This is a genomic window from Acinetobacter sp. 231_lipA (assembly GCF_058243005.1).
The window spans coordinates 1377080-1396619 of the sequence record NZ_JBZAYU010000001.1; the positions used below are offsets into that span (position 1 = coordinate 1377080).

Here is a 19540-nt window from a genome sequence, read left to right on the forward strand (position 1 = left end):
CTCCAAAAATAAATATACTCAAGGGGAGTATATTGGTGAATGATTTTAAATGCAAAATACCCCATCACGTCAGCATACGCATCATTTTGATGACGGTAATCCACTGGCACAAAAACGGATTTTAATGGCGACCATTTTAACGGCAGTCATGATGTTATTAGAAGTGATTGGTGGATGGATTTTCCAATCAATGGCTTTGCTGGCGGATGGTTGGCATATGAGTTCGCATATGTTGGCACTGGGTTTGGCTTATTTTGCTTATCGTGCTGCACGGCATTATGCCCATGATCAGCGCTTTAGTTTCGGCACATGGAAAATTGAAATTCTTGCAGGTTACAGCAGTGCTATTTTGCTGATGGTGGTGGCGGGTTTTATGGCTTTTCACTCGATTCAGCGTCTATTCTCGCCTGTACAAATTCATTATAACGAAGCGATTCCAATTGCGATTTTAGGCTTATTGGTGAATTTAATCTGTGCATGGTTGCTGCACGATGGTGACCATCACCATCACCATCACCATCACGCTCATGATCATGCATCAGAAGTACATAGCCATCATCATGATTTAAATCAGAAAGCTGCATTTATGCATGTGGTGGCAGATGCCGTGACTTCCATTTTTGCCATTATCGCACTGATTTTTGGTAAATATTTGGGCTGGGATTTTCTCGATGCTGCCCTTGGAATCGTGGGATCAATATTGGTAGCCAAATGGGCATTAAGCTTAATGCAAGAAACGGGAAAAACCTTGTTAGATGCTGAAATGGATCATCATGTGGTGGATGAAATTCGCGAAGTATTGGCAGAACTACCGCATACGACCTTGACCGATTTACATGTTTGGAAAGTAGGCAAAGGCAAGTTTTCCTGCATTTTGGCTTTAGAAACGACGGTAGACTTAACTGCGGATCGCGTGCGGGCAATGCTCTCGATTCATGAGGAAATTGTTCATCTCTCGGTGGAAATTAATAGCAAGGCTCTAACTGTTCCACGTGAAACTTTGGCCAGTTCATAAGCTAGGCGTGTTGGGTTTCGGTAAAGCCGTGGAAAAAATGATTCAATGCTTGAATAATACGCTCTACACTAGCGCCGTGGTTCTCCGATTGAAAGAGCAAAAAGTGATGATAAAAAAACTGGGTTTGGCACTACTCACAAGTGCAATTGCAAGCATGAGTATGGCCAGCGTAGAAAGTGTTCAAGCCAACTTAAAAAAGAATTATCCAAATATTAATGTTCAAAATATTCAAAAAACAGAAATGTCGGGCATTTATAGCGGATCTTTAGATGGTGAAATTGTGTATTTAGGCGAAGCTGCTGAGCATGTGATTGCTGGTTCGATGGTACGCTTAAAAGATCAGAAAAATTTAAGTGCTGCCTTATATGTGCAACAGAATTCGCTCGATTGGAACAAGTTGCCGCTAAAAGATGCCATTAAAAGCGTTAAAGGCAACGGTAAACGCCAATTGGCGGTTTTTTCAGACCCAAACTGTCCTTACTGTAAGCAGTTAGAGGCTGAGCTGAATAAACTAAATGATGTGACCATCTACACCTTTATTTATGCCATTAAGGCGCAATCGATTGCACCGTCGAAACAAGTGTTTTGTGAAGCAGATCCTGCCCTCGCATGGAAAAATTTGATTGCAAAAGGGACTCAGCCAACGTCGAAAAAACCGTGTGCCAATCCAATTGAGCGCAACATTGAACTCGGTCGTAGTCTAGGTTTACAAGGGACGCCTGTGGTTATTTTCTCAAATGGCTTTAAAGTGAATGGTGCTGTGCCTTCAACCACCATTGAAAATATGTGGCGTGAACTGGGCTTATAAGAGTTCAAAGATGCATAAAAAAAGCACCTGAAACGGTGCTTTTTTTAATGGCTGAGTTTAGGTTTTTTTGGTGACCATGTTGTAAATGAATAGAATAACGATAGCCCCAATAACTGAAGCAATAAAGCCTGCGGCAGAGCCTTCACTATAGAGACCAAGTAAACGACCACCATAAGTGGCTACGAGAGAACCTGCAATCCCCAGTAAAGTGGTGACAATAAATCCTGCTTTGTCATCGCCAGGATGGATAGCACGTGCGATGAGACCTGCAATAAAACCAATCACGATTGCAACGATAAGTGACCACATGAGCCAGCTCCTTTTTTTATCATGTCTTTGTTTTTACATCATGTGCAAAAATATCATCGGGCATAATGCTGCTGTGCAGTAGAGCAAATCTGCTAAAAACTGTATGTTTTATGTACTTAGCTTATGATAAAAATAAAAAAAGTGGCCTTCGCCCACTCTTTTATCGATTGATCTTAAAGACCAATTTCACCAATAAATGGCAAATGACGGTACTTTTGGTCGTAGTCTAGGCCATAACCCACAATGAATCGATCTTCGACATTAAAGCCTAAAAACTTCACATCGAGTTCAATTTCACGGCGTGAAGGTTTGCTGACTAAGGTACATAGTTCAATTGAGTTGGGAGAGCGTGTTTCTAAAATTTCTAATACTTTGCTCAAGGTGTTGCCTGAGTCGATGATGTCTTCAATGACCAAGACATCTTTACCGCGAATTTCACCGTCTAAATCTTTTAAAATTTTTACATCACGTGAAGATACCGTACCGCCACCGTAGCTCGAAACCGTCATGAAATCGAGTTCATGGGGTTTTGAAATGGTACGACATAAGTCTGCCATGAAAATGACTGAACCACGTAATAAACCAATCAGTACGAGTTCCTTATCACTGTTTGCATAATGCGCATCGATTTGTGCACCAAGCTCTTTTACTTTCGCTTGAATCTCTTCAGTAGAAATCATTACGCTCATTTGAACGGTCATGGGTAGATACCTAAAAATTAAAAAAAATCAAAAATAAAAAAGGCGTTGACCTGCAACACCTCTATATATGCATTAATTTTAATATATCTCTAAACGAGATGCACCCCCTTTTGCCCGCTGAAAATGTAATCATTTCATTGCAGACGGGATGCAGCTTGGCTTAGAGGCGAAAATCAAAGTTGTTTCAAAACTCGATTAGCTGCTTAAATTCTCGCTATTTGCTACTTAGTTTTGCACATAGGCTTTCTGACCAAAAATATAAGTCGCATGAATATTACGGTCATCACCCATGGTCATTAGGGCAAATAACGCATCTTCAATCCCTTTTGCACGTTGCTGACGTAATGCTTGCAGCGCGGTTGCTTTGAGATCGAGCACCACAAAGTCGGCTTCTTTGCCCAAATTAAAGTTACCGAGTTTATCATCCAAGCTCAGTGCTTTGGCACCGCCCAGCGTAGCGTGGTAGAGCGATTCAAACGCAGACAATTTATCGCCCTGAAGCTGCTGCACTTTATAGGCTTCATTCAGGGTTTGTAGTTGGTTAAAAGAGGTCCCTGCACCAATGTCTGTACCCAGCCCAACTTTTACCTGCTTGTCCCAAGTCTTATTCAATGGAAATAAACCACTGCCTAAAAATAGGTTGGAGGTCGGACAGAAAGCAATGGCAGAGTCAGTCTGATGCATGCAGTCCCACTCAGCCTCTTCTAAATGCACGCAGTGGGCAAAGACCGAATGCGAACCGGTTAAGCCAAAGTGATGATAAACATCCAGATAACCTTGCTGCTCAGGGAATAAGTCTTTCACCCAAGCGATTTCATTTTTATTTTCACTTAAATGCGTATGCACATACACATCTGGGTATTCAGCTTTGAGCTGCCCTGCTTTAGCCAGTTGCTCTGGTGTTGAGGTTGGAGCAAAACGTGGCGTAATCGCATACAAGTTACGGCCTTTGCCATGCCATTTTTCAATCAGTGCCTTAGAGTCTGCATAAGCACTGTCAGGTGTGTCGCACAGATCTTCAGGTGCATGACGGTCCATCATGACTTTACCTGCGATCAGACGCATCTGGTGCTGCCCTGCCGCTTCAAATAGTGCATCTACCGATTCGGTATGTACAGTACAGAAGACCAAGGCTGTGGTGGTGCCATTTTTTAGCAGTTCTTGCACAAAGAATTGGGCAATCCGGTCGGCATAGGCTTTATCTGAAAATTGTAATTCAGTTGGGAAGGTATAGGTATTGAGCCATTCAAGTAGCTGTTCACCATAGGCCCCCACCATTTCTGTTTGTGGAAAATGAATGTGGGTGTCGATAAAGCCCGGCACAATCAATTGTTCAGGATAGTGCTGAACCTCGACGCCAACAGGAAGGTGCTGTTGCCCCTCCTGCCAAGATCCAAACCATTGGATTTTGCCATTTTGGCTAATCAGTAAACCATCTTCTACGTAACGCACTTGGTCGTGAATTTCACGCGCTTGGGCAACCGTATTCTGAATATCTAGGAAGCGACCGCGAACCGCCGTCGTTGCAACTACAGAAGACATTTTAAACCTGCGTTTTGACTTTTTTTCGATTGATTGTACCGTAAACTGGATTTTTTTCACGGCTATTTACTGAAGTTTTTATTTGGGTTGTGAACACTACATTTTAAATGAAAGACTGGAGCAGTATTTTCTTAAAAATTGAACTGTTTTAAGGCCAGACATGTACCTGTGCCATCGATAAGATCGTGATTTTTTATGTCATACATACGCACAAGCTTTGAGCTTAAATGATTCAATCTATTCGCAAAATTTTGTTGAGAAAGTCTTTATCTTTAAATGCTGAGTCAGTACAGTGTCGACATTGATAAAATAAGAGACAATGACCGGCATGTATTTTTGGAATACCAAAGCATTAGCACATGAATTATCTAGCAACACCCTCGATAAAAAGCATTATAAAAATTATTACTTAGTCACCGCCTTACTGGTTTCAGTGGTGTATTACTACGGCATGTATTCGCCCTATGGTGATGTTCGTGTGATTGGTGTTGAGGGACTTCTGACTTTATTGATTATGTTTATCGGGATTCAAAGCGCTTACAAAGCCAATGGCGGCGATGATGGCGAGCATTTCTTAGGTCGAATTACAGCGTTGTCTTTTCCCATTTTGGTACAAACCACTGTGGCTGGTGTTGTCTTTGGTGCAGTGTTATTGGGGCTTTATTTTGCTTTTAATCTAGAAGGCACGGCGTTTGATGATTGGTATGAATGGACTATTTCGCTGTTTACCATTTTCCTGCAAATCTTGTTTTTCACGCGTTTGGTGTCTTATATGAAGCGGGTTAAAGCGCATACCATTTAAGCTTGAAAAAAAATATTGTCTTCGAATGTATGCCTGTCAGTTTTAGAGTCGACAGGCATTTTCTTTTTCAATTTAAACTTTATTTGATACACGGAAGCGTCATCCGCAATCTGCGTATTGTTTGGAATAGATTGTTCTTGCAACACAAATTTTTTAATTATAGAAAGTGAACAGGTTTTGCGGAGGACAAATGCTTTTCTTACGAAACTTCACTTCTCATTTGGCGAAACAAAAGAATAACTGAGCTCCCAGTATCGAACTTAAAAAAGATAAGACTTCGCCGTGAATAACCTAAAAGTGATAGTGCTTCTACTAAAACGCCTGAACAGACCCGCATTAATCTTTGGACACTTATTTTAAATAGGCGATTTAGAGCGCCACTTTATTCCACAAAATAATGCGCAGCAAAATGCGCATCATTGCCGATCACATCAAATACATCTTCACGCAGTGACATCCCCGCACATTCATCTCCAACCATCCAAAGTCCCAAGGTGGGCAGCATGCCTTCATGCAACGGAGTTTTTACCCAGCGCTGCATGACATAACCATATTTGTCGTAGTCATCGAAGTAAAAACTACCTGAGGCTGCACCGCAATCGACATTGTTTTGTAAGATATGAATATTTGCGCCTTCGCGCGCTAAGATTGGCTTACGCAACCATTTCCCTGCATAGTGGGCGTGCGCATCATAAGCATGGGTTTCTAACAACAATGGATGATTCGGAAAGCGTTTCCATAGCTCGATCAATAGGGCTTTATTGGAGAGCAACATTTTCCAACACGGTTCAATCCATTCAGTTTCAGGTTTGAGAAACTGTGAAAAATTTTCTTCCCAAATCCATTCCCACGGATACAGCTTAAATAAATGCTGAATCTGTTGCTGATGCAAATCGACAAAGGCGGTGCCATTCCAACCGATGTTTTCCATCGACAGTTCGCTGACATTTAAGCCTGCCTGAAAAGCAGTATCCATGAGGTATTCTAAATTGCCCCAATCTTCACGTCCTGCTTCTTGGCAGGCTGCGAAATGGACACGGCTACGCGCAGGATGGAGCTGTTTCCACCGCTCAATCAGCTTTTCATGAATGCTATTGAACTGATCACGGTTTGCAATATTTTCGACCTGTTCAATCCAATGCCACTGTGCAACAGAGGCTTCGAGTAAACCCGTTGGCGTATCGGCATTGTATTCCAGCATTTTGATGGCTTGACCATCATAGGCAAAATCGAAACGACCATACAGCATCGGCGCTTGGTTTTTCCATGAGTGCTCAATCAGAGGAATCGCTGCTGGGGGAATTTGAAAATATTCGGGATAATGACCGCGTTGAATCATATCCCCTGCCACTTCAAGGCACATCTGGTGTAATTCGTTTGAGGCATCTTCAAGCTGTTCAATTTGCTTGAGGCTAAACTCATAAGCCACTCCTTCTGACCAATACATTGAACCATCGCGCGACGGCAAGTTGTAGTAGTCAAAACCAATCTCTTGATGCGCCTGTTGCCAGTTTGCACGCTCAGGGAATAGAACTCGTTTCATGTATTAACCTCCGAACGAGCCTCCGCCACGGCCGAAGCCTCCACGAATGGGCTGGGATTTGGCATGGCTAAAAACGTAAGTCGAGATTTTAGGTGCGCCCGTCGAATGACGTCCGCGAGCTTTCAAGACTTGGCCCATGTAACGGACTTTACGGTTGTTCTTATAATATTGAGGGCCGATATAAACCCCAGCAGAGCCACTATAGCTCGATTCGCCATTTTCGTTAGCAGGTTCGCACAGTTCAAAATGCCAGTCTTGGTAGCAGTTGTATTGGTTATTGTAAACATCTTGTTGTAGGGTTTTAGAACCGCTACATGCCGTGAGTAAAACCGGCACTACAACAAGAGTTAATTTTTTGGTACGCATGGATGAGCAACCTTCAGGTTCTTTTATTTTTACTGGTAAAACCAAGGGTTTTAAGCCCGCTTATCATAGGGAGCTGTTTGCATAAAGTACAGTGCATTTACACAGAAAATCATAGGATTAAGTCTTGTGCATACTAAAATTTGGTCATAAAAAAAGCCTTCACAGAGGAAGGCTTTTTAAAACATTATAGGGTGGTTTGATGATGTTTCTTACTGTATCGAATCGATAGGATCGCAGTAATAGTCAGCACCAACACAATAAAGCCCAGTGAAATCCAAATTGGCATATGGAACACATCCAGCATGAGCATCTTAAAGCCGATGAATACCAAGATAATACCTAAACCATACGGGAGATAATGCATCTTGGTTGCTGCACCAGACAACAAGAAGAACATCGCACGTAGACCCAAAATCGCCATTAAGTTTGCAGTTAACACAATAAACGGATCAGAGGTCACTGCGAAAATTGCAGGAATGGAATCCACCGCGAAAATTACATCCGACGCTTCAACTAGAATCAACACCAAGAACAGCGGCGTTGCCCACAACATCCCGTTTTGACGGACAAAGAACTTGTTGCCATGCATTTGCGGGGTAATCCGCATATGTTTACGTAGCCATTTTAAGATCGCCATATCTTCGATATTGGTTTCTTCTTCGTTTTGCCCTTTGAAGAATTTGAAGCCCGTATACACCAAGAACGCACCGAAGATATACAGAATCCATGAGAACTCTTGCACGAACCACGCGCCAATAAAAATAAAGATGGTACGTAGAATAATCGCACCCAAGACACCGTAAAGCAGTAATTGGCGTTGTAGTGCAGGTGGAATGGCAAAAGCAGCAAAGATCATCAGCCAGACAAAGACGTTGTCGACGGCTAAAGATTTTTCAAGTAAATAACCTGCGAAGTACTCCATGACCTTGGTATTGGCCACAGTGACACCTGCAGTTTGTTGTAAATAAAGCCAAAGACCTGCACCAAAGAGTGATGCGACGGAAACCCACGCAATACTCCATAACGCGGCTGTTTTGATTTTAACTTCTTGACCTTCTTTTTGTTTAAAGCCTAAAAAGTCGATCAGTAGCATCACGGTAACAATACCGAAAAAAGCAATGTATAGCCATAAATTGCCTATAGATTCCATGAAATCCTCCACATCCAGTAATCGGCCACAAAAAAACCTTGACCTGCTGCCAGATGAAATAAAACATCTGTGACAACATGATCAAGGTCTTGCCTACATTTTAGCGTATGTATTTTGTGCGCTAAAATGCTCAGATACCGACTTTTTGCAAAGTGTAATGACGATAATCTGACACGTGAAAGTGATGCATGGCATTGATTTTTCACGTTTGGAGGAGGCTACTCCCCTTGTTCAACATAAATTTGGTTTTGGATTTGATCCAAAAGTGATCTAAGCATCGCATATTTTTATGGTTTGAGCAAATATTAAAGAAAATTGTAGATGAAATATAAATGAGACAAAATTTTGGTTAAATTTATGGCAAGCTAAAAAAAACAGTAAACTAAAGAGGAATAATAATGAAAATTCAACATCAAGAAACAGGTAGTAAAGGCGAAGTTTTTGTTGAGCAAGATCATGAGCGTGTAGCGGAAATGACCTATAGTTGGGCTGGGGACGATAAATTTATCATTGACCATACTTGGGTCAGTGAGTTGCTCCGTGGGCAACATGTGGGGCGTCAGTTATTGGATGTTTTGGTTAACTTTGCCCGTGATAAGGGCGTGAAAATTTTACCCTTGTGTCCCTTTTCCAAATCGGTATTCGACAAAGATCCATCTATTCATGATGTTTTATTCCACTAAGATAGAGAACGATAAATCAATCCATTCAACGAGTATGCTATGCAATTTCAACATGTAGATCGTGATCAAAAAGGTGAGTTTTTTTTAAATAATGTAGAAGGTCAGCGCATTGCTGAAATTAGTTATATTTGGCGGGACGAGACAACCATTGATGCCAACCATACTTGGGTCGATGATTCACTGCGGGGTCAAGGTGTGGCGCGTTTGCTGTTGGATACTCTGGTTGATTTTTCACGTGAGAAAAACCTGAAGATTATCCCGACCTGCTCTTATGTCGATGTGATGTTTCGCCGTGAGAAAAGTTTTGAGGATGTTGCGGCTTAATTGTTCGCCATTCATCGCAATTCTAAAGGTTAAGCTAAAATGAGATTGATATAGCTGCCATTACAGTTCTATTTTGTGTTTTGCAGCGCTGAATGATGGTGAAATTAAAGTATATGAAGACGCTTTTATCTATTGCCCTATTCTGTTCAGTTGCCCCCTTATTGCATGCTGAAGATTGTGTAAAACTTGAGGAAAAGGCAGAACAAAAAGAAGTCCAGATCATTCCACGTTGGGGCATGAAAGTGATTGCTCCAACCAGAGTGTATTTTCATTCAGCACCGAGCAATGCTTGTAAAATCAAAGATCTGTTTATGATTAAAAATGACCATATCACTGCTTATAGCACCTATGATGATGGCCAAGAACAGTGGGTTTCGATCATGTATTTCAGCAAACGCTTGGGAGACACGGTTCAAGGTTGGGCAAAACTAAAAGACTTTGAATATACGGGTACGATGTCTGGTTTTTAATTGGATAAGTTTGTAAAAAAAACCGCCATATGCGGTTTTTTTCATCTAAGTGGGAACAAATTATTCTGCGTTTAAGGCACTGATCAATTTTTGGTGTAAACCACCAAAGCCACCATTGGACATGATCACGACAGCATCGCCCTCGCCTGCTTCACTGACGATGGTATGGATAATGTCATCCAAAGTGCGTGCAACTACTGCCTTGTTGGGTGCAGCCGCAATGACAGGTTGTAAGTCCCAGTCTAAACCTTCTGGTTGATACCAAATCACTTCATCGGCCAAACGTGCAGAGTGCGCAAGTCCATCTTTATGGCTTCCCATACGCATGGTATTTGAACGTGGTTCAATAATCGCCCACAACTTACGTTCGCCTAAACGCTTACGTGCGCCTTCCAGCGTCGTATCAATTGCGGTTGGGTGATGGGCAAAGTCATCATAGACTTCAACACCACGCACCGTGCCTAAAAGCTCCATACGGCGCTTCACGCCGCCAAAGTTAGATAGGGCTTCACACGCTGTTTCAATGCTCACGCCGACGTGTTCAGCCGCAGCGATAGTCGCCAATGCATTGGCTACGCTGTGCTGCCCTGTCATGTTCCATTGCACCGTGCCTTTCACCACGCCGTGTTGGAGTACTTTAAAGTGTGAACCATCAGCACTGAGTTGTTCGGCATACAATTCCGACTTGTCGTGGGCCTCTAAAGAGGTACGAACCACAGGTGTCCAACAGCCCTGCTCTAAAACTTCATCGATATTGCTTTCAGTAATCGGAGCAATAATACGACCCTCACTTGGAATGGTACGAACCAAGTGATGGAATTGTTTTTGAATCGCTGCTAGATCATCAAAAATGTCGGCATGGTCAAATTCAAGGTTATTTAAAATGGCTGTTTTTGGGTGGTAATGCACGAACTTCGAACGTTTGTCGAAAAAGGCAGAATCATATTCATCGGCTTCGACACAGAAGTACTTGCCAGCACCTAAACGTGCACTTTCAGAGAAACCTAAAGGTACACCGCCAATCAGGAAACCCGGCTCTAAACCCGCCTGATCCAACACCCAAGCCAACATGGTTGTGGTGGTGGTTTTACCATGGGTTCCTGCTACGCCAAGTACGTGTTTGCCTTGGAGCACATGATCGGCCAAAAATTGTGGGCCTGAAATATACGGCAAGCCTTCATTGAGCATGTATTCAACTGCATCAATCCCGCGTTTCATCGCATTGCCGACGATGACCAAATCAGGATGAGGTTGCAAATGACTGCGGTCATAACCTTGCATTAAGGTAATGCCTGCATTTTCGAGCTGGGTGGACATAGGAGGATAAACGTTTAGATCCGAACCCGTCACTGTGTGGCCAAGATCACGTGCTAAAAGCGCTAAAGACCCCATAAAGGTGCCACAAATACCCAAAATATGCAGATGCATTCCGCCTCACTCCACTGCTTTTATAGACACATCACGTATTGTTGGTGCTGTTGTCGTGATTAATTCGATGTGAAAGCAACCATAGCAAGGCGCTTAGCGAAAAGATAGTGATTCTTGTATCTAATCGTTTAATTATTCTGCGGCTTGAACAACGCTTTTATTCTGTAAAAAAGTCGGCTGAAAAGTGCAATATTTGCTGAATTTTCTAGCAAAAAACGTAGAATAAAATGCTTCTAAATTCGGCGATCTTGCTTCATGTCCCTGCCCTTTATTTTATTGATTATTGCCAACTGTTTTATGACACTCGCATGGTATGGACATTTAAAATTTTTGCCGGGTGTGCCGCTTTGGCAAGCCATTTTATTTGGGTGGGCCATTGCGTTACTCGAATACAGTTTTATGATTCCAGCAACGCGATTGTTGGCCAAACACGGGTGGTCTTTGGGTCAAATGAAAATCACACAAGAAGTCGTGACTCTATTGGTCTTTGTCCCATTTATGATTTTTCTTTTTAAACAACCCCTTAAATTGGATTATTTGTGGGCAGGTTTATGCCTTTTTGGTTGTGTTTATTTCGTATTTCGCAGTGCTTAATTGATTTAATACAGCACAGGTCTCATCATTTAAGAGATGCGTGTTTGCAGGCGTTTTTTAGGACTTTACTAAACTCACGGTCTCGTGCAGTGGGATCCTCATAGTCAAAGGCATAATCACTATCACTGGTCAGCACACTCATTTGACCGTCTGCTTCAAAGTTGATGAGTGCATAACCATAGGTTTTGTCATCACAAAACACACGATATTCTGAAATAGAATACATTTTATCTTTGCCATCATCTGCTTTGTAATAGCCTGTCATCATGACCGGCTCACGTTCATCAATGACCGATTTTCCGGTCACTAAAAATTTTTCTTGGATGTAGCCATTACTCTTAATTTGGCCGTTATAGCCTTTTTGTTTCTGTAATAGGCTAAAGTCTTTTTCAAATTGGCTAGTATTGAGCTGAATTAGTTGGGCAAAACTCTGTGAGCTTATGGCTAAAGCGAGCAGGATGAAGATCTGTTTCATGTTTAAAGGCTCTTATGAATATTGATTTAATAAAAGTTTTTATAAAATTGAAAAAAATAAAAATATTTTCATAAAAATATTATGGAGTTTTCTCTTTAAAGACAACCGTTAAATTTTATTGAGATGAATTTTCAGTCTATAATACGGGGCTCTTATTAAAGCTTGGCGCTAGTCGAGATTTATCTCTCTTAACTATCTCTGGAAACATTGCAATGAATGCGGCCGCTTCACAAGACACTCCTCTCGTTGGAATTATCATGGGTTCTCAATCAGATTGGGCCACTCTCGAACACACTGCCAATATGCTTAAGCAACTTGGTGTCCCATTTGAAGCGGAAGTTGTGTCTGCGCACCGTACGCCAGATCGTCTTTTTGAATATGCTGAACAAGCACGTGACCGTGGTATCCAAGTGATTATTGCGGGTGCAGGCGGTGCGGCGCATTTACCAGGAATGTGTGCGGCGAAAACTGATTTGCCTGTACTTGGTGTGCCAGTGAAGTCTTCGATTTTAAACGGTGTCGATTCACTGTTATCGATTGTGCAAATGCCAGCAGGTATTGCAGTGGGTACTTTAGCAATTGGTCCAGCAGGCGCAACCAATGCCGCGATTATGGCAGCACAAATTTTAGGTCTGACACGTCCTGAAATTGCAAAAAATGTAGCAGATTTCCGTGCTGCACAAACCGACAAAGTCGCAAGCAGCAATATTCCAGGCCAAGCTTAATACGGGGCATTCCTCATGAATAAAACCATCGGTATTTTTGGTGGTGGGCAGCTGGGTCGCATGATGGCACAAGCGGCTTTGCCACTAAATATTCAATGTACGTTTTTTGATAGCAGTACCCACTGCCCTTCAGCGGCTTTAGGAACGGTGATTTCAAGCAAAACTGAAAACGGTTTACAAGACTTTATTGCCAGTGCAGATGTCTTCAGCCTTGAGTTTGAAAATACGCCTTTGTCTGATGTTGATGTGTTGACCAAGCAAAAAGATATGCATCCGCCGCGTCAGGCTTTAGCTATTGCACAGCATCGCTTGTCTGAAAAAGCATTATTTGATGAGCTTGAGATTCCTGTTGCGCCTTATAAAGCGGTAGATTCCCTAGAAAATTTAAGCGCTGCGGTTGCTGAGCTGGGTTTACCGATTGTGCTGAAGACAGCCACAGGTGGCTATGATGGTAAAGGTCAGTTCGTATTGCGCTCTGAGCAGCAAATTGAACAAGCATGGGCTGAATTAGGCCCTGCTGGAAGTTTAATTGCAGAAAGCTTTGTGACCTTCTCGCGTGAGGTTTCGATCATTGCGGTACGTGGTCAAAATGGCGATGTGAAAACGTGGCCATTGGCTGAAAACCATCACCATCATGGTATTTTGTCGCATTCGATTGTTCCTGCACCGAATAGTGCGGACTTACAACCCGTTGCACAAGACTACATCACTCGCCTATTGAATCATTTGAATTATGTTGGCGTGTTGACCTTAGAACTGTTTGTCACAGACAAAGGTTTGTATGCCAATGAAATGGCGCCACGTGTGCATAATTCAGGACACTGGTCGATTGAAGGCGCAGTATGCTCTCAGTTTGAAAACCATATTCGTGCAGTCGCAGGCTTACCCTTGGGTTCAACTGAAGTGGTTCGCCCTACGGTCATGATCAATATTATTGGTCAGTATCCACAGTCTGAACAAGTCTTGGCCTTAGAAGGTGTACATCTACATCTTTATAATAAGGAAGAACGTGAAGGTCGTAAGATTGGTCACCTGACTTTAATGCCGAATGATACCGCTCAACTCACGATGCTATGTCGCCAGTTGGCTAAAATCTTACCAAATCCCTTGGCACTGAGCGAAGATATGACCATCTAAAGCTTCAGTTGTTGTTAAAAAAAGCGATCACAAGAGTGGTCGCTTTTTTATTTGGATTCATTCAGGCATGATTGCGCCTCTTTGAAAAAAGTGACCGTTAATCGGATCAAAATTAAAATAAATTGCGTGTTTTTTATCCGTTTAGATAAAATCAGCCTATAGAAAAATAAACTGAAAGCAAAATAAAGCGAGTTTTGTGCAGAGAAGCACGTTTAAAACAGAGCCCACAATTGAATGTGACACTGGTTTTCACCTAAAAGAAAGTGAAACAGCAGAGATCTCTATCAACTTTGGTGTGTGGATATCTTTTTAAGTTTGTTTTGAATTTAAAAAATAGAAGTAGAATTTTGAATTTAAAAGTGAGTTTTAAATTTAAATCGAGTGTTTAAATTCAAAGTTCTGATGCTATTTGAATTTAAATTCAAAACAATAAATTTAAAGACTACTGAATGAATTTAAAGTTTTGAATTTAAAAATATTGAGCTTTAGTTGTGATGGTTTATTTTCTTTATATTGTTGATTATGAAGGTTAAATAAAAATGTGGATAAAATAAATTTAAAACAAGATGATTGAATTTAAAGTGCTTGCTGAACTAAAGGTTGTTTTTGAATTCAAAAGTTGAGATCTGTAGTGTTGTGGATAAGTGGTTTTAAATTTAAAAGATGGTTTTGAATTTAAACCAAAATGAATATTCATTTACGTTTTGATTCAGAAAAGTGAAATCGAAAGTGTTAAGGTTAAAAGCATAATTCAGAGATAAAGAATCATTAGGGATTTTATGCACCGTTTTGCTTTTCTTTTAGGTTCATTTTTTTTAGCGGCGACTCAGGCGAATGCTGAGCTTATTATTAATGGTCAAAAAGTTACAGGCAGTTCAAATGTCGCAACTTCCGATTATAGCCCTCAGAATTCATTTCAAAGCTGTATTGCCAATTTAAAAAGCCAAGCGATGGCGAATGGTGTGTCTGCGTCCACTTATGATCGCTACACACAAAATTTAGCGCCTGATTATTCTGTGATTGAAAAATTAAATTACCAACCTGAATTTTCCACGCCGATTTGGGATTATTTGTCAGGATTGGTGGATGATGAGCGTGTTGCGGTGGGTCAGCAAAAATTGGCGCAGCATCGTGAAGTGTTGAATCGTGTTGCGGCAGCGTATGGTGTGCCTGCGGAGACAGTGGTTGCTGTGTGGGGTGTTGAAAGTAATTTTGGCGATATTTCAGGTAAATATCCATTATTACAAGCTTTAGGCACATTGAGCTGTGAAGGTCGCCGCCAAAGCTATTTCCGTGGAGAGTTTTTTGCCGCTATGCGTATTTTACAGCGTGGCGATTTAACTGAATCACAGCTGAAAGGCTCGTGGGCAGGAGCATTTGGCCATACCCAGTTTATGCCATCGACGTATGAAGAGCTGGCCGTTGATTTTGATGGTGATGGACGCCGTGATTTGGTGTCGAGTACCACAGATGCTTTGGCATCAACAGCCAATTTCCTCAAAAAACGCGGTTGGCAAACTGGGCAACCTTGGGGATTTGAAGTGAAAAATCCCCAAGCGATCTCTCTGAGTGGTGAAAGTCGTCGCAATAAGAAGTCATTGTCTTACTGGATGCAAAATGGCTTGGTACGCGCAGATGGCTCAGCGTTAATTCAAGGCAATTTATCTTCTAGCTCGCAAGCGGGGTTGATGGCGCCCGCTGGTGAAAATGGTCCACTGTTTTTAGTGTTTAAAAACTTTGATGTAATCTATAGTTATAACGCAGCAGAAAGTTATGCATTAGCGATTGCGCATTTGTCAGACCGCTTACAAGGGCAAGGTGGGTTTAGTACAACTTGGCCAACCGATGATGCAGGCACTTCGCGTTCCGAACGTCGTGAAATTCAGCAGTTTTTACTGAATCGTGGCTATGATATTGGCGCAGTAGATGGTTTGATTGGTGATAAAACTCGTCAAGCCATTCGACAGGAGCAAATCCGTTTAGGTTTAAGCCCGACGGGACGAGCGGGACAGCAAATATTAAAAGCCTTCCGGCAGGAAAATGCCAAGTTGATGATGCGTTAACATTAACAGCAAAAAAATTGCTGATATAGATAAAAAGCCAGTCGGTTATTCACCAGACTGGCTTTTTTTGATTTGCTCGGGTTGCGACTAAAAGGTCAGAAGCGCTTTGATGTTTAAACCGCGGTAATTGTCCCGAGAATACGGTCGCCCCGTGCACCTGTCACTGTCGGCAAGTTGCCATTGAGTTGCTGGATAAAGCGCATAGCCAACCAAGCAAAGGCAGTCGCTTCCACCCAAGTTGGGGCTAAGCCAATAGCGGAGGTGGTTTGTACAGACCAATTGTGCTTACGTAAGCGCCAACGTAATTGTTCTAAAAGGTGTGAATTATATGCACCACCACCACAGACGTAGACTTCACCGGTATCCATATCGGAGCGATAGATGGCTTTTTTAATGGCGCGTGTGGTGAGTTTCATTAAGGTGGCTTGAACATTTTCAGGACTGTCTTCAAGCTCGTCATATTCAAGGTCATTGCGCCAGTCGGCAATTTGTTCATCTAACCATTCGAGGTTGAAGTCTTCACGACCAGTACTTTTCGGTGGTTCTTTGGAAAAATACTCATGTGATTGTAGGCGATCGAGCAGGCTGCGAATCGGATGGCCGTAAGCTGCCCAATTGCCATTTTCATCGTAGGGCTGCCCAGTAAAACGTTCACACCAAGCGTCCATTAAAATGTTGGCTGGGCCTGTATCAAAACCGTAGACCTCATCAGGTTGGCCTGCGGGCAACATGCTGACATTGGCGATGCCGCCTAGGTTTAAGATGACGCGATGAATACTCTCATGTTGGAACATATCTTGGTGAAACGCAGGAACCAACGGGGCACCTTGGCCACCTGCGGCCATATCACGACGTCGAAAATCTGAAATCACAGGAATTTGGGTGATTTCAGTGATGATGTTTGGGTCACCAATTTGCAGGGTAAAGCCATGCTCTGGGCGGTGGCGAATAGTTTGTCCATGTGAGCCAATCGCTTTGATTTGACTACGATCTAAATGACTTTGTTCAATCAGCTGATTGATGCCTTCGCCAATCATCTTTGCTAAAGCCACATCTGCCTTGCCCATACGGTCGATTTCGTTGTCACTGGGCAAAGTGAGTGCCATCAGTTCATCGCGTAAATCTGGGTCGAAAGAAAGAGTGAGGGTGGCGTGAAGCTGCAATGGATCAAAAGAAGCAGCAACAATATCAACACCATCCATGCTGGTGCCGGTCATTACCCCAATATAGATCGCTGTCATGATTATTCTAAAGCCTGCAATGTGCTGAAAAAGTGTTAGTATATCGCACAAATTGAATAACTGATGTGTTTGGGTTTTGTGATGTCAAATTTCCTGCCGGCTGAAGAACAACTTGCTCTCATTCAACGAGGCACGCATGAAATTATTTCTGAAGAAGATCTTCTGAAGAAATTAAAAGAAAATCGTCCTTTAAAAATTAAAGCGGGCTTTGACCCGACTGCGCCTGACTTGCACTTGGGGCATACGGTTTTAATTAATAAACTGAAAACTTTCCAAGACTTGGGTCATGACGTGACCTTCCTGATTGGGGATTATACCGCGATGATCGGTGACCCGACTGGAAAAAGTGCAACGCGTCCACCATTGTCGCGTGAGCAAGTGCTTGAAAACGCAAAAACTTATCAAGAACAGGTGTTTAAAATTCTTGATCCGAATAAAACTAAAGTGCGCTTCAACTCAGAATGGTTTGCAACCAAAACAGCGGCTGATTTAATTCAGTTGGCATCACAGCAAACGGTTGCACGTATGCTTGAGCGTGATGACTTCACCAAGCGTTATAACAACCATCAGCCAATCGCAATTCATGAGTTTTTATATCCATTGGTTCAAGGCTATGACTCGATTGCCCTTGAGGCAGATGTTGAGTTAGGTGGTACAGACCAAACCTTTAACTTATTGATGGGACGTACACTTCAAGGTCGTTATGATCAAGAAGCACAAGTCTGCATTACAGTGCCAATCCTTGAAGGTTTAGACGGTGTGAACAAAATGTCTAAGTCTTTGGGTAACTATATTGGGGTATTTGATGCACCAGGGGCGATGTATCAAAAAGTTCTTTCGATGCCAGATGCTTTAATTGAACGCTATTTCGATTTACTCAGCTTTAAATCCGTTGAAGACATTAAAGTCCTGCTAAACGAAATTGCTGAAGGGCGTAATCCACAAGAAGTGAAGAAAATTCTAGCCCTTGAGTTGGTAGAGCGTTTCCACGGTGCAGAAGCTGCAGAAAATGCACATAAAGGTGCAGGCAACCTGATTACTGAGGGTGAACTACCCGAAGGGACACCAGAAGTGACAATTTCACGCGCTGAATTTGGTGGTGAGTTGTTTATTGCAACGATTCTTCGCGTAGTGGGCTTAAACCCAAATGCAGCAGCAGCAAAGGATGCCGTGGGTCGTGGTGCGGTCAAAGTCGATTGGAACGTGGTCGATATGAGTTTCTCTGTCAAAGATAATGTGACTTTAATTATCCAGTCAGGTAAAAAAGCCATTGCGAAAGTCACTTTTACGGACTAAGTCAGTACATATATATGCTTTAAGTTATTGATATAAAAGCAGGCTTCGGTCTGCTTTTAATTTTTTAATCTTTATAAAAAAATCAAATAAGCAAATTCAAAAAAAACCTTATAAAAACAATGCTTAATTTTTTCCAAAAATATTGCAATTTAAAATGAGTGTGTATAAGATTTCAACGTCTAGTCGATGTTTTTAACATCGCTAGCAGGGTCAATAAGAATAACTCTCCACAGTTTTCAAGTCTCTTCCCCAAGGGACTTTTTTTAAGATAACTATAATAATGACATCTATGGATCAGATAACGATCTAACTCCGAGGAAGAGGTTTTGGGAGAGATCTCTTCCTTTTTTATTGGCAAAAATTTAGTTTTTTAAAATCAATTTCTCGCAGACAAATAACGAGTTGTCATAAAAGTTAGGTGCAACAGACTCTTAAATAAAGCTGGTCATCACCTTCACAGGTATATAACACTGCGTTTTCTACTTATATTCAGATGCTTCTTATCATCCAGCTTTATCGTGGCTGTTATTTCAGCTCTGTCTTGAATTATTTTGATTGAGATGTGGGTAGAAGAGGGCTTTGCTATTACGCGAATGAAATAAAAACAGACTAAGCATTGTATTCTTGTTAAATAATTAGGTGCCTTTATAGCGGTGTGGCAGTTTTTCAGCTTAGGCATGTATCAAATATAAAAGAACTACGTCTTTAGAAAGATGATTTATCAAAAATACAGAGATGGACGGAATACAGAGTGATTTTAAGTCTGAAAACAACATTGCTAGAAGATTGGTAAGACTCTGCTGAAAGAAAAAATAAATGCTAAGGCTTAAATTTCAAACTTAAAAGACTTTTAAAGATTGGAAATGAA

20 protein-coding genes are annotated in these 19540 nt (G+C 41.8%); 11 read left to right on the forward strand and 9 right to left on the reverse strand.

Features of this window, described 5'->3' with window-relative positions; genetic code table 11:
* The first annotated feature begins 49 nt into the window (after positions 1-49).
* Positions 50-1015 carry a CDF family Co(II)/Ni(II) efflux transporter DmeF gene (gene dmeF / locus AC4CUX_RS06960; RefSeq protein WP_201952986.1) on the forward strand — a complete coding sequence of 322 codons (966 nt, stop codon included), beginning with the start codon at positions 50-52 and terminating at the stop codon, positions 1013-1015.
* A gap of 106 nt (positions 1016-1121) precedes the next feature.
* Positions 1122-1823: a DsbC family protein gene (locus AC4CUX_RS06965; RefSeq protein WP_005401779.1), complete on the forward strand. Its 702-nt coding sequence runs from the start codon at positions 1122-1124 to the stop codon at positions 1821-1823.
* A 57-nt stretch (positions 1824-1880) separates the two neighbouring features.
* Here AC4CUX_RS06965 and AC4CUX_RS06970 read toward each other — a convergent pair whose 3' ends face one another.
* The 3 genes from AC4CUX_RS06970 to guaD all read right to left on the reverse strand — a co-directional run bounded on the left by AC4CUX_RS06970 (position 1881) and on the right by guaD (position 4375).
* On the reverse strand, positions 1881-2132 hold the full coding sequence (locus AC4CUX_RS06970) for a GlsB/YeaQ/YmgE family stress response membrane protein (RefSeq protein ID WP_004977734.1): 252 nt from the start codon (positions 2130-2132) through the stop codon (positions 1881-1883).
* A 173-nt stretch (positions 2133-2305) separates the two neighbouring features.
* Positions 2306-2833, reverse strand: coding sequence for a hypoxanthine phosphoribosyltransferase (gene hpt / locus AC4CUX_RS06975; RefSeq protein ID WP_004697480.1), 528 nt, complete (start codon positions 2831-2833; stop codon positions 2306-2308).
* 225 nt (positions 2834-3058) lie between these two features.
* Positions 3059-4375, reverse strand: a complete 1317-nt coding sequence (gene guaD / locus AC4CUX_RS06980) for a guanine deaminase (protein WP_490792252.1) — start codon at positions 4373-4375, stop codon at positions 3059-3061.
* A gap of 328 nt (positions 4376-4703) precedes the next feature.
* On the opposite strand from guaD, the gene AC4CUX_RS06985 reads away from it, so the two are divergent.
* Positions 4704-5177: a hypothetical protein gene (locus AC4CUX_RS06985; RefSeq protein WP_039890864.1), complete on the forward strand. Its 474-nt coding sequence runs from the start codon at positions 4704-4706 to the stop codon at positions 5175-5177.
* Positions 5178-5559: 382 nt separating this feature from the next.
* Here AC4CUX_RS06985 and AC4CUX_RS06990 read toward each other — a convergent pair whose 3' ends face one another.
* The 3 genes from AC4CUX_RS06990 to AC4CUX_RS07000 form a co-directional block, all read right to left on the reverse strand.
* Positions 5560-6720, reverse strand: a complete 1161-nt coding sequence (locus AC4CUX_RS06990) for a glutathionylspermidine synthase family protein (protein ID WP_490792253.1) — start codon at positions 6718-6720, stop codon at positions 5560-5562.
* A gap of 3 nt (positions 6721-6723) precedes the next feature.
* Entirely contained in the window at positions 6724-7086 is a 363-nt protein-coding gene (locus AC4CUX_RS06995; protein ID WP_005401784.1) for a hypothetical protein, read from the reverse strand.
* A 184-nt stretch (positions 7087-7270) separates the two neighbouring features.
* Positions 7271-8236 carry a TerC family protein gene (locus AC4CUX_RS07000; RefSeq protein WP_392453177.1) on the reverse strand — a complete coding sequence of 322 codons (966 nt, stop codon included), beginning with the start codon at positions 8234-8236 and terminating at the stop codon, positions 7271-7273.
* A 398-nt stretch (positions 8237-8634) separates the two neighbouring features.
* Between AC4CUX_RS07000 and AC4CUX_RS07005 the strand changes: the two genes are divergently transcribed.
* The 3 genes from AC4CUX_RS07005 to AC4CUX_RS07015 all read left to right on the forward strand — a co-directional run bounded on the left by AC4CUX_RS07005 (position 8635) and on the right by AC4CUX_RS07015 (position 9713).
* Entirely contained in the window at positions 8635-8919 is a 285-nt protein-coding gene (locus AC4CUX_RS07005) for a GNAT family N-acetyltransferase (protein ID WP_279683058.1), read from the forward strand.
* Between the two features lie 39 nt (positions 8920-8958).
* Positions 8959-9243: a GNAT family N-acetyltransferase gene (locus AC4CUX_RS07010; RefSeq protein WP_279683056.1), complete on the forward strand. Its 285-nt coding sequence runs from the start codon at positions 8959-8961 to the stop codon at positions 9241-9243.
* A 92-nt stretch (positions 9244-9335) separates the two neighbouring features.
* Positions 9336-9713 (forward strand): hypothetical protein, encoded by a 378-nt coding sequence (locus tag AC4CUX_RS07015; RefSeq protein ID WP_347881196.1) that lies wholly within the window; start codon positions 9336-9338, stop codon positions 9711-9713.
* Between the two features lie 60 nt (positions 9714-9773).
* On the opposite strand, the gene mpl is transcribed toward AC4CUX_RS07015, so the two are convergent.
* On the reverse strand, positions 9774-11141 hold the full coding sequence (gene mpl / locus AC4CUX_RS07020; RefSeq protein WP_160362282.1) for a UDP-N-acetylmuramate:L-alanyl-gamma-D-glutamyl-meso-diaminopimelate ligase: 1368 nt from the start codon (positions 11139-11141) through the stop codon (positions 9774-9776).
* Between the two features lie 255 nt (positions 11142-11396).
* Between mpl and AC4CUX_RS07025 the strand changes: the two genes are divergently transcribed.
* The gene (locus AC4CUX_RS07025) at positions 11397-11735 is read left to right on the forward strand and encodes a DMT family protein (protein ID WP_490792254.1); all 339 of its coding nucleotides are present in this window, start codon (positions 11397-11399) and stop codon (positions 11733-11735) included.
* 25 nt (positions 11736-11760) lie between these two features.
* On the opposite strand, the gene AC4CUX_RS07030 is transcribed toward AC4CUX_RS07025, so the two are convergent.
* A complete protein-coding gene (locus AC4CUX_RS07030; RefSeq protein WP_490792255.1) occupies positions 11761-12210 on the reverse strand; it encodes a hypothetical protein in 450 nt (149 codons plus the stop codon).
* 212 nt (positions 12211-12422) lie between these two features.
* On the opposite strand from AC4CUX_RS07030, the gene purE reads away from it, so the two are divergent.
* From purE to AC4CUX_RS07045, 3 genes are all read left to right on the forward strand, one after another.
* Positions 12423-12935, forward strand: coding sequence for a 5-(carboxyamino)imidazole ribonucleotide mutase (purE, locus tag AC4CUX_RS07035; RefSeq protein ID WP_058870640.1), 513 nt, complete (start codon positions 12423-12425; stop codon positions 12933-12935).
* Between the two features lie 15 nt (positions 12936-12950).
* Entirely contained in the window at positions 12951-14072 is a 1122-nt protein-coding gene (locus AC4CUX_RS07040; protein WP_489774354.1) for a 5-(carboxyamino)imidazole ribonucleotide synthase, read from the forward strand.
* Between the two features lie 779 nt (positions 14073-14851).
* On the forward strand, positions 14852-16135 hold the full coding sequence (locus AC4CUX_RS07045) for a lytic murein transglycosylase (RefSeq protein WP_490792256.1): 1284 nt from the start codon (positions 14852-14854) through the stop codon (positions 16133-16135).
* A gap of 113 nt (positions 16136-16248) precedes the next feature.
* Here AC4CUX_RS07045 and AC4CUX_RS07050 read toward each other — a convergent pair whose 3' ends face one another.
* Positions 16249-17376 (reverse strand): anhydro-N-acetylmuramic acid kinase, encoded by a 1128-nt coding sequence (locus AC4CUX_RS07050; RefSeq protein WP_490792257.1) that lies wholly within the window; start codon positions 17374-17376, stop codon positions 16249-16251.
* A gap of 63 nt (positions 17377-17439) precedes the next feature.
* Here AC4CUX_RS07050 and tyrS point away from each other — a divergent pair, with 63 nt between their 5' ends.
* Complete coding sequence (tyrS, locus tag AC4CUX_RS07055; protein WP_490792258.1) at positions 17440-18672, forward strand: tyrosine--tRNA ligase; 1233 nt, start codon at positions 17440-17442, stop codon at positions 18670-18672.
* Positions 18673-19540: the final 868 nt, after the last annotated feature.

Excerpts from the sequence above, each read along its gene's own strand:
- AC4CUX_RS06965 (WP_005401779.1), top strand. The coding sequence starts at position 1,122 with ATGATAAAAAAACTGGGTTTGGCACTACTCACAAGTGCAATTGCAAGC.
- mpl (WP_160362282.1), bottom strand. The coding sequence starts at position 11,141 with ATGCATCTGCATATTTTGGGTATTTGTGGCACCTTTATGGGGTCTTTA.
- guaD (WP_490792252.1), bottom strand. The coding sequence starts at position 4,375 with ATGTCTTCTGTAGTTGCAACGACGGCGGTTCGCGGTCGCTTCCTAGAT.
- AC4CUX_RS07005 (WP_279683058.1), top strand. The coding sequence starts at position 8,635 with ATGAAAATTCAACATCAAGAAACAGGTAGTAAAGGCGAAGTTTTTGTT.
- AC4CUX_RS07030 (WP_490792255.1), bottom strand. The coding sequence starts at position 12,210 with ATGAAACAGATCTTCATCCTGCTCGCTTTAGCCATAAGCTCACAGAGT.
- AC4CUX_RS06985 (WP_039890864.1), top strand. The coding sequence starts at position 4,704 with ATGTATTTTTGGAATACCAAAGCATTAGCACATGAATTATCTAGCAAC.
- AC4CUX_RS07025 (WP_490792254.1), top strand. The coding sequence starts at position 11,397 with ATGTCCCTGCCCTTTATTTTATTGATTATTGCCAACTGTTTTATGACA.
- AC4CUX_RS06990 (WP_490792253.1), bottom strand. The coding sequence starts at position 6,720 with ATGAAACGAGTTCTATTCCCTGAGCGTGCAAACTGGCAACAGGCGCAT.
- tyrS (WP_490792258.1), top strand. The coding sequence starts at position 17,440 with ATGTGTTTGGGTTTTGTGATGTCAAATTTCCTGCCGGCTGAAGAACAA.
- AC4CUX_RS07045 (WP_490792256.1), top strand. The coding sequence starts at position 14,852 with ATGCACCGTTTTGCTTTTCTTTTAGGTTCATTTTTTTTAGCGGCGACT.
- AC4CUX_RS07000 (WP_392453177.1), bottom strand. The coding sequence starts at position 8,236 with ATGGAATCTATAGGCAATTTATGGCTATACATTGCTTTTTTCGGTATT.
- AC4CUX_RS07010 (WP_279683056.1), top strand. The coding sequence starts at position 8,959 with ATGCAATTTCAACATGTAGATCGTGATCAAAAAGGTGAGTTTTTTTTA.
- AC4CUX_RS07050 (WP_490792257.1), bottom strand. The coding sequence starts at position 17,376 with ATGACAGCGATCTATATTGGGGTAATGACCGGCACCAGCATGGATGGT.
- AC4CUX_RS07040 (WP_489774354.1), top strand. The coding sequence starts at position 12,951 with ATGAATAAAACCATCGGTATTTTTGGTGGTGGGCAGCTGGGTCGCATG.
- AC4CUX_RS06995 (WP_005401784.1), bottom strand. The coding sequence starts at position 7,086 with ATGCGTACCAAAAAATTAACTCTTGTTGTAGTGCCGGTTTTACTCACG.
- AC4CUX_RS06970 (WP_004977734.1), bottom strand. The coding sequence starts at position 2,132 with ATGTGGTCACTTATCGTTGCAATCGTGATTGGTTTTATTGCAGGTCTC.
- dmeF (WP_201952986.1), top strand. The coding sequence starts at position 50 with ATGCAAAATACCCCATCACGTCAGCATACGCATCATTTTGATGACGGT.
- purE (WP_058870640.1), top strand. The coding sequence starts at position 12,423 with ATGAATGCGGCCGCTTCACAAGACACTCCTCTCGTTGGAATTATCATG.
- AC4CUX_RS07015 (WP_347881196.1), top strand. The coding sequence starts at position 9,336 with ATGATGGTGAAATTAAAGTATATGAAGACGCTTTTATCTATTGCCCTA.
- hpt (WP_004697480.1), bottom strand. The coding sequence starts at position 2,833 with ATGACCGTTCAAATGAGCGTAATGATTTCTACTGAAGAGATTCAAGCG.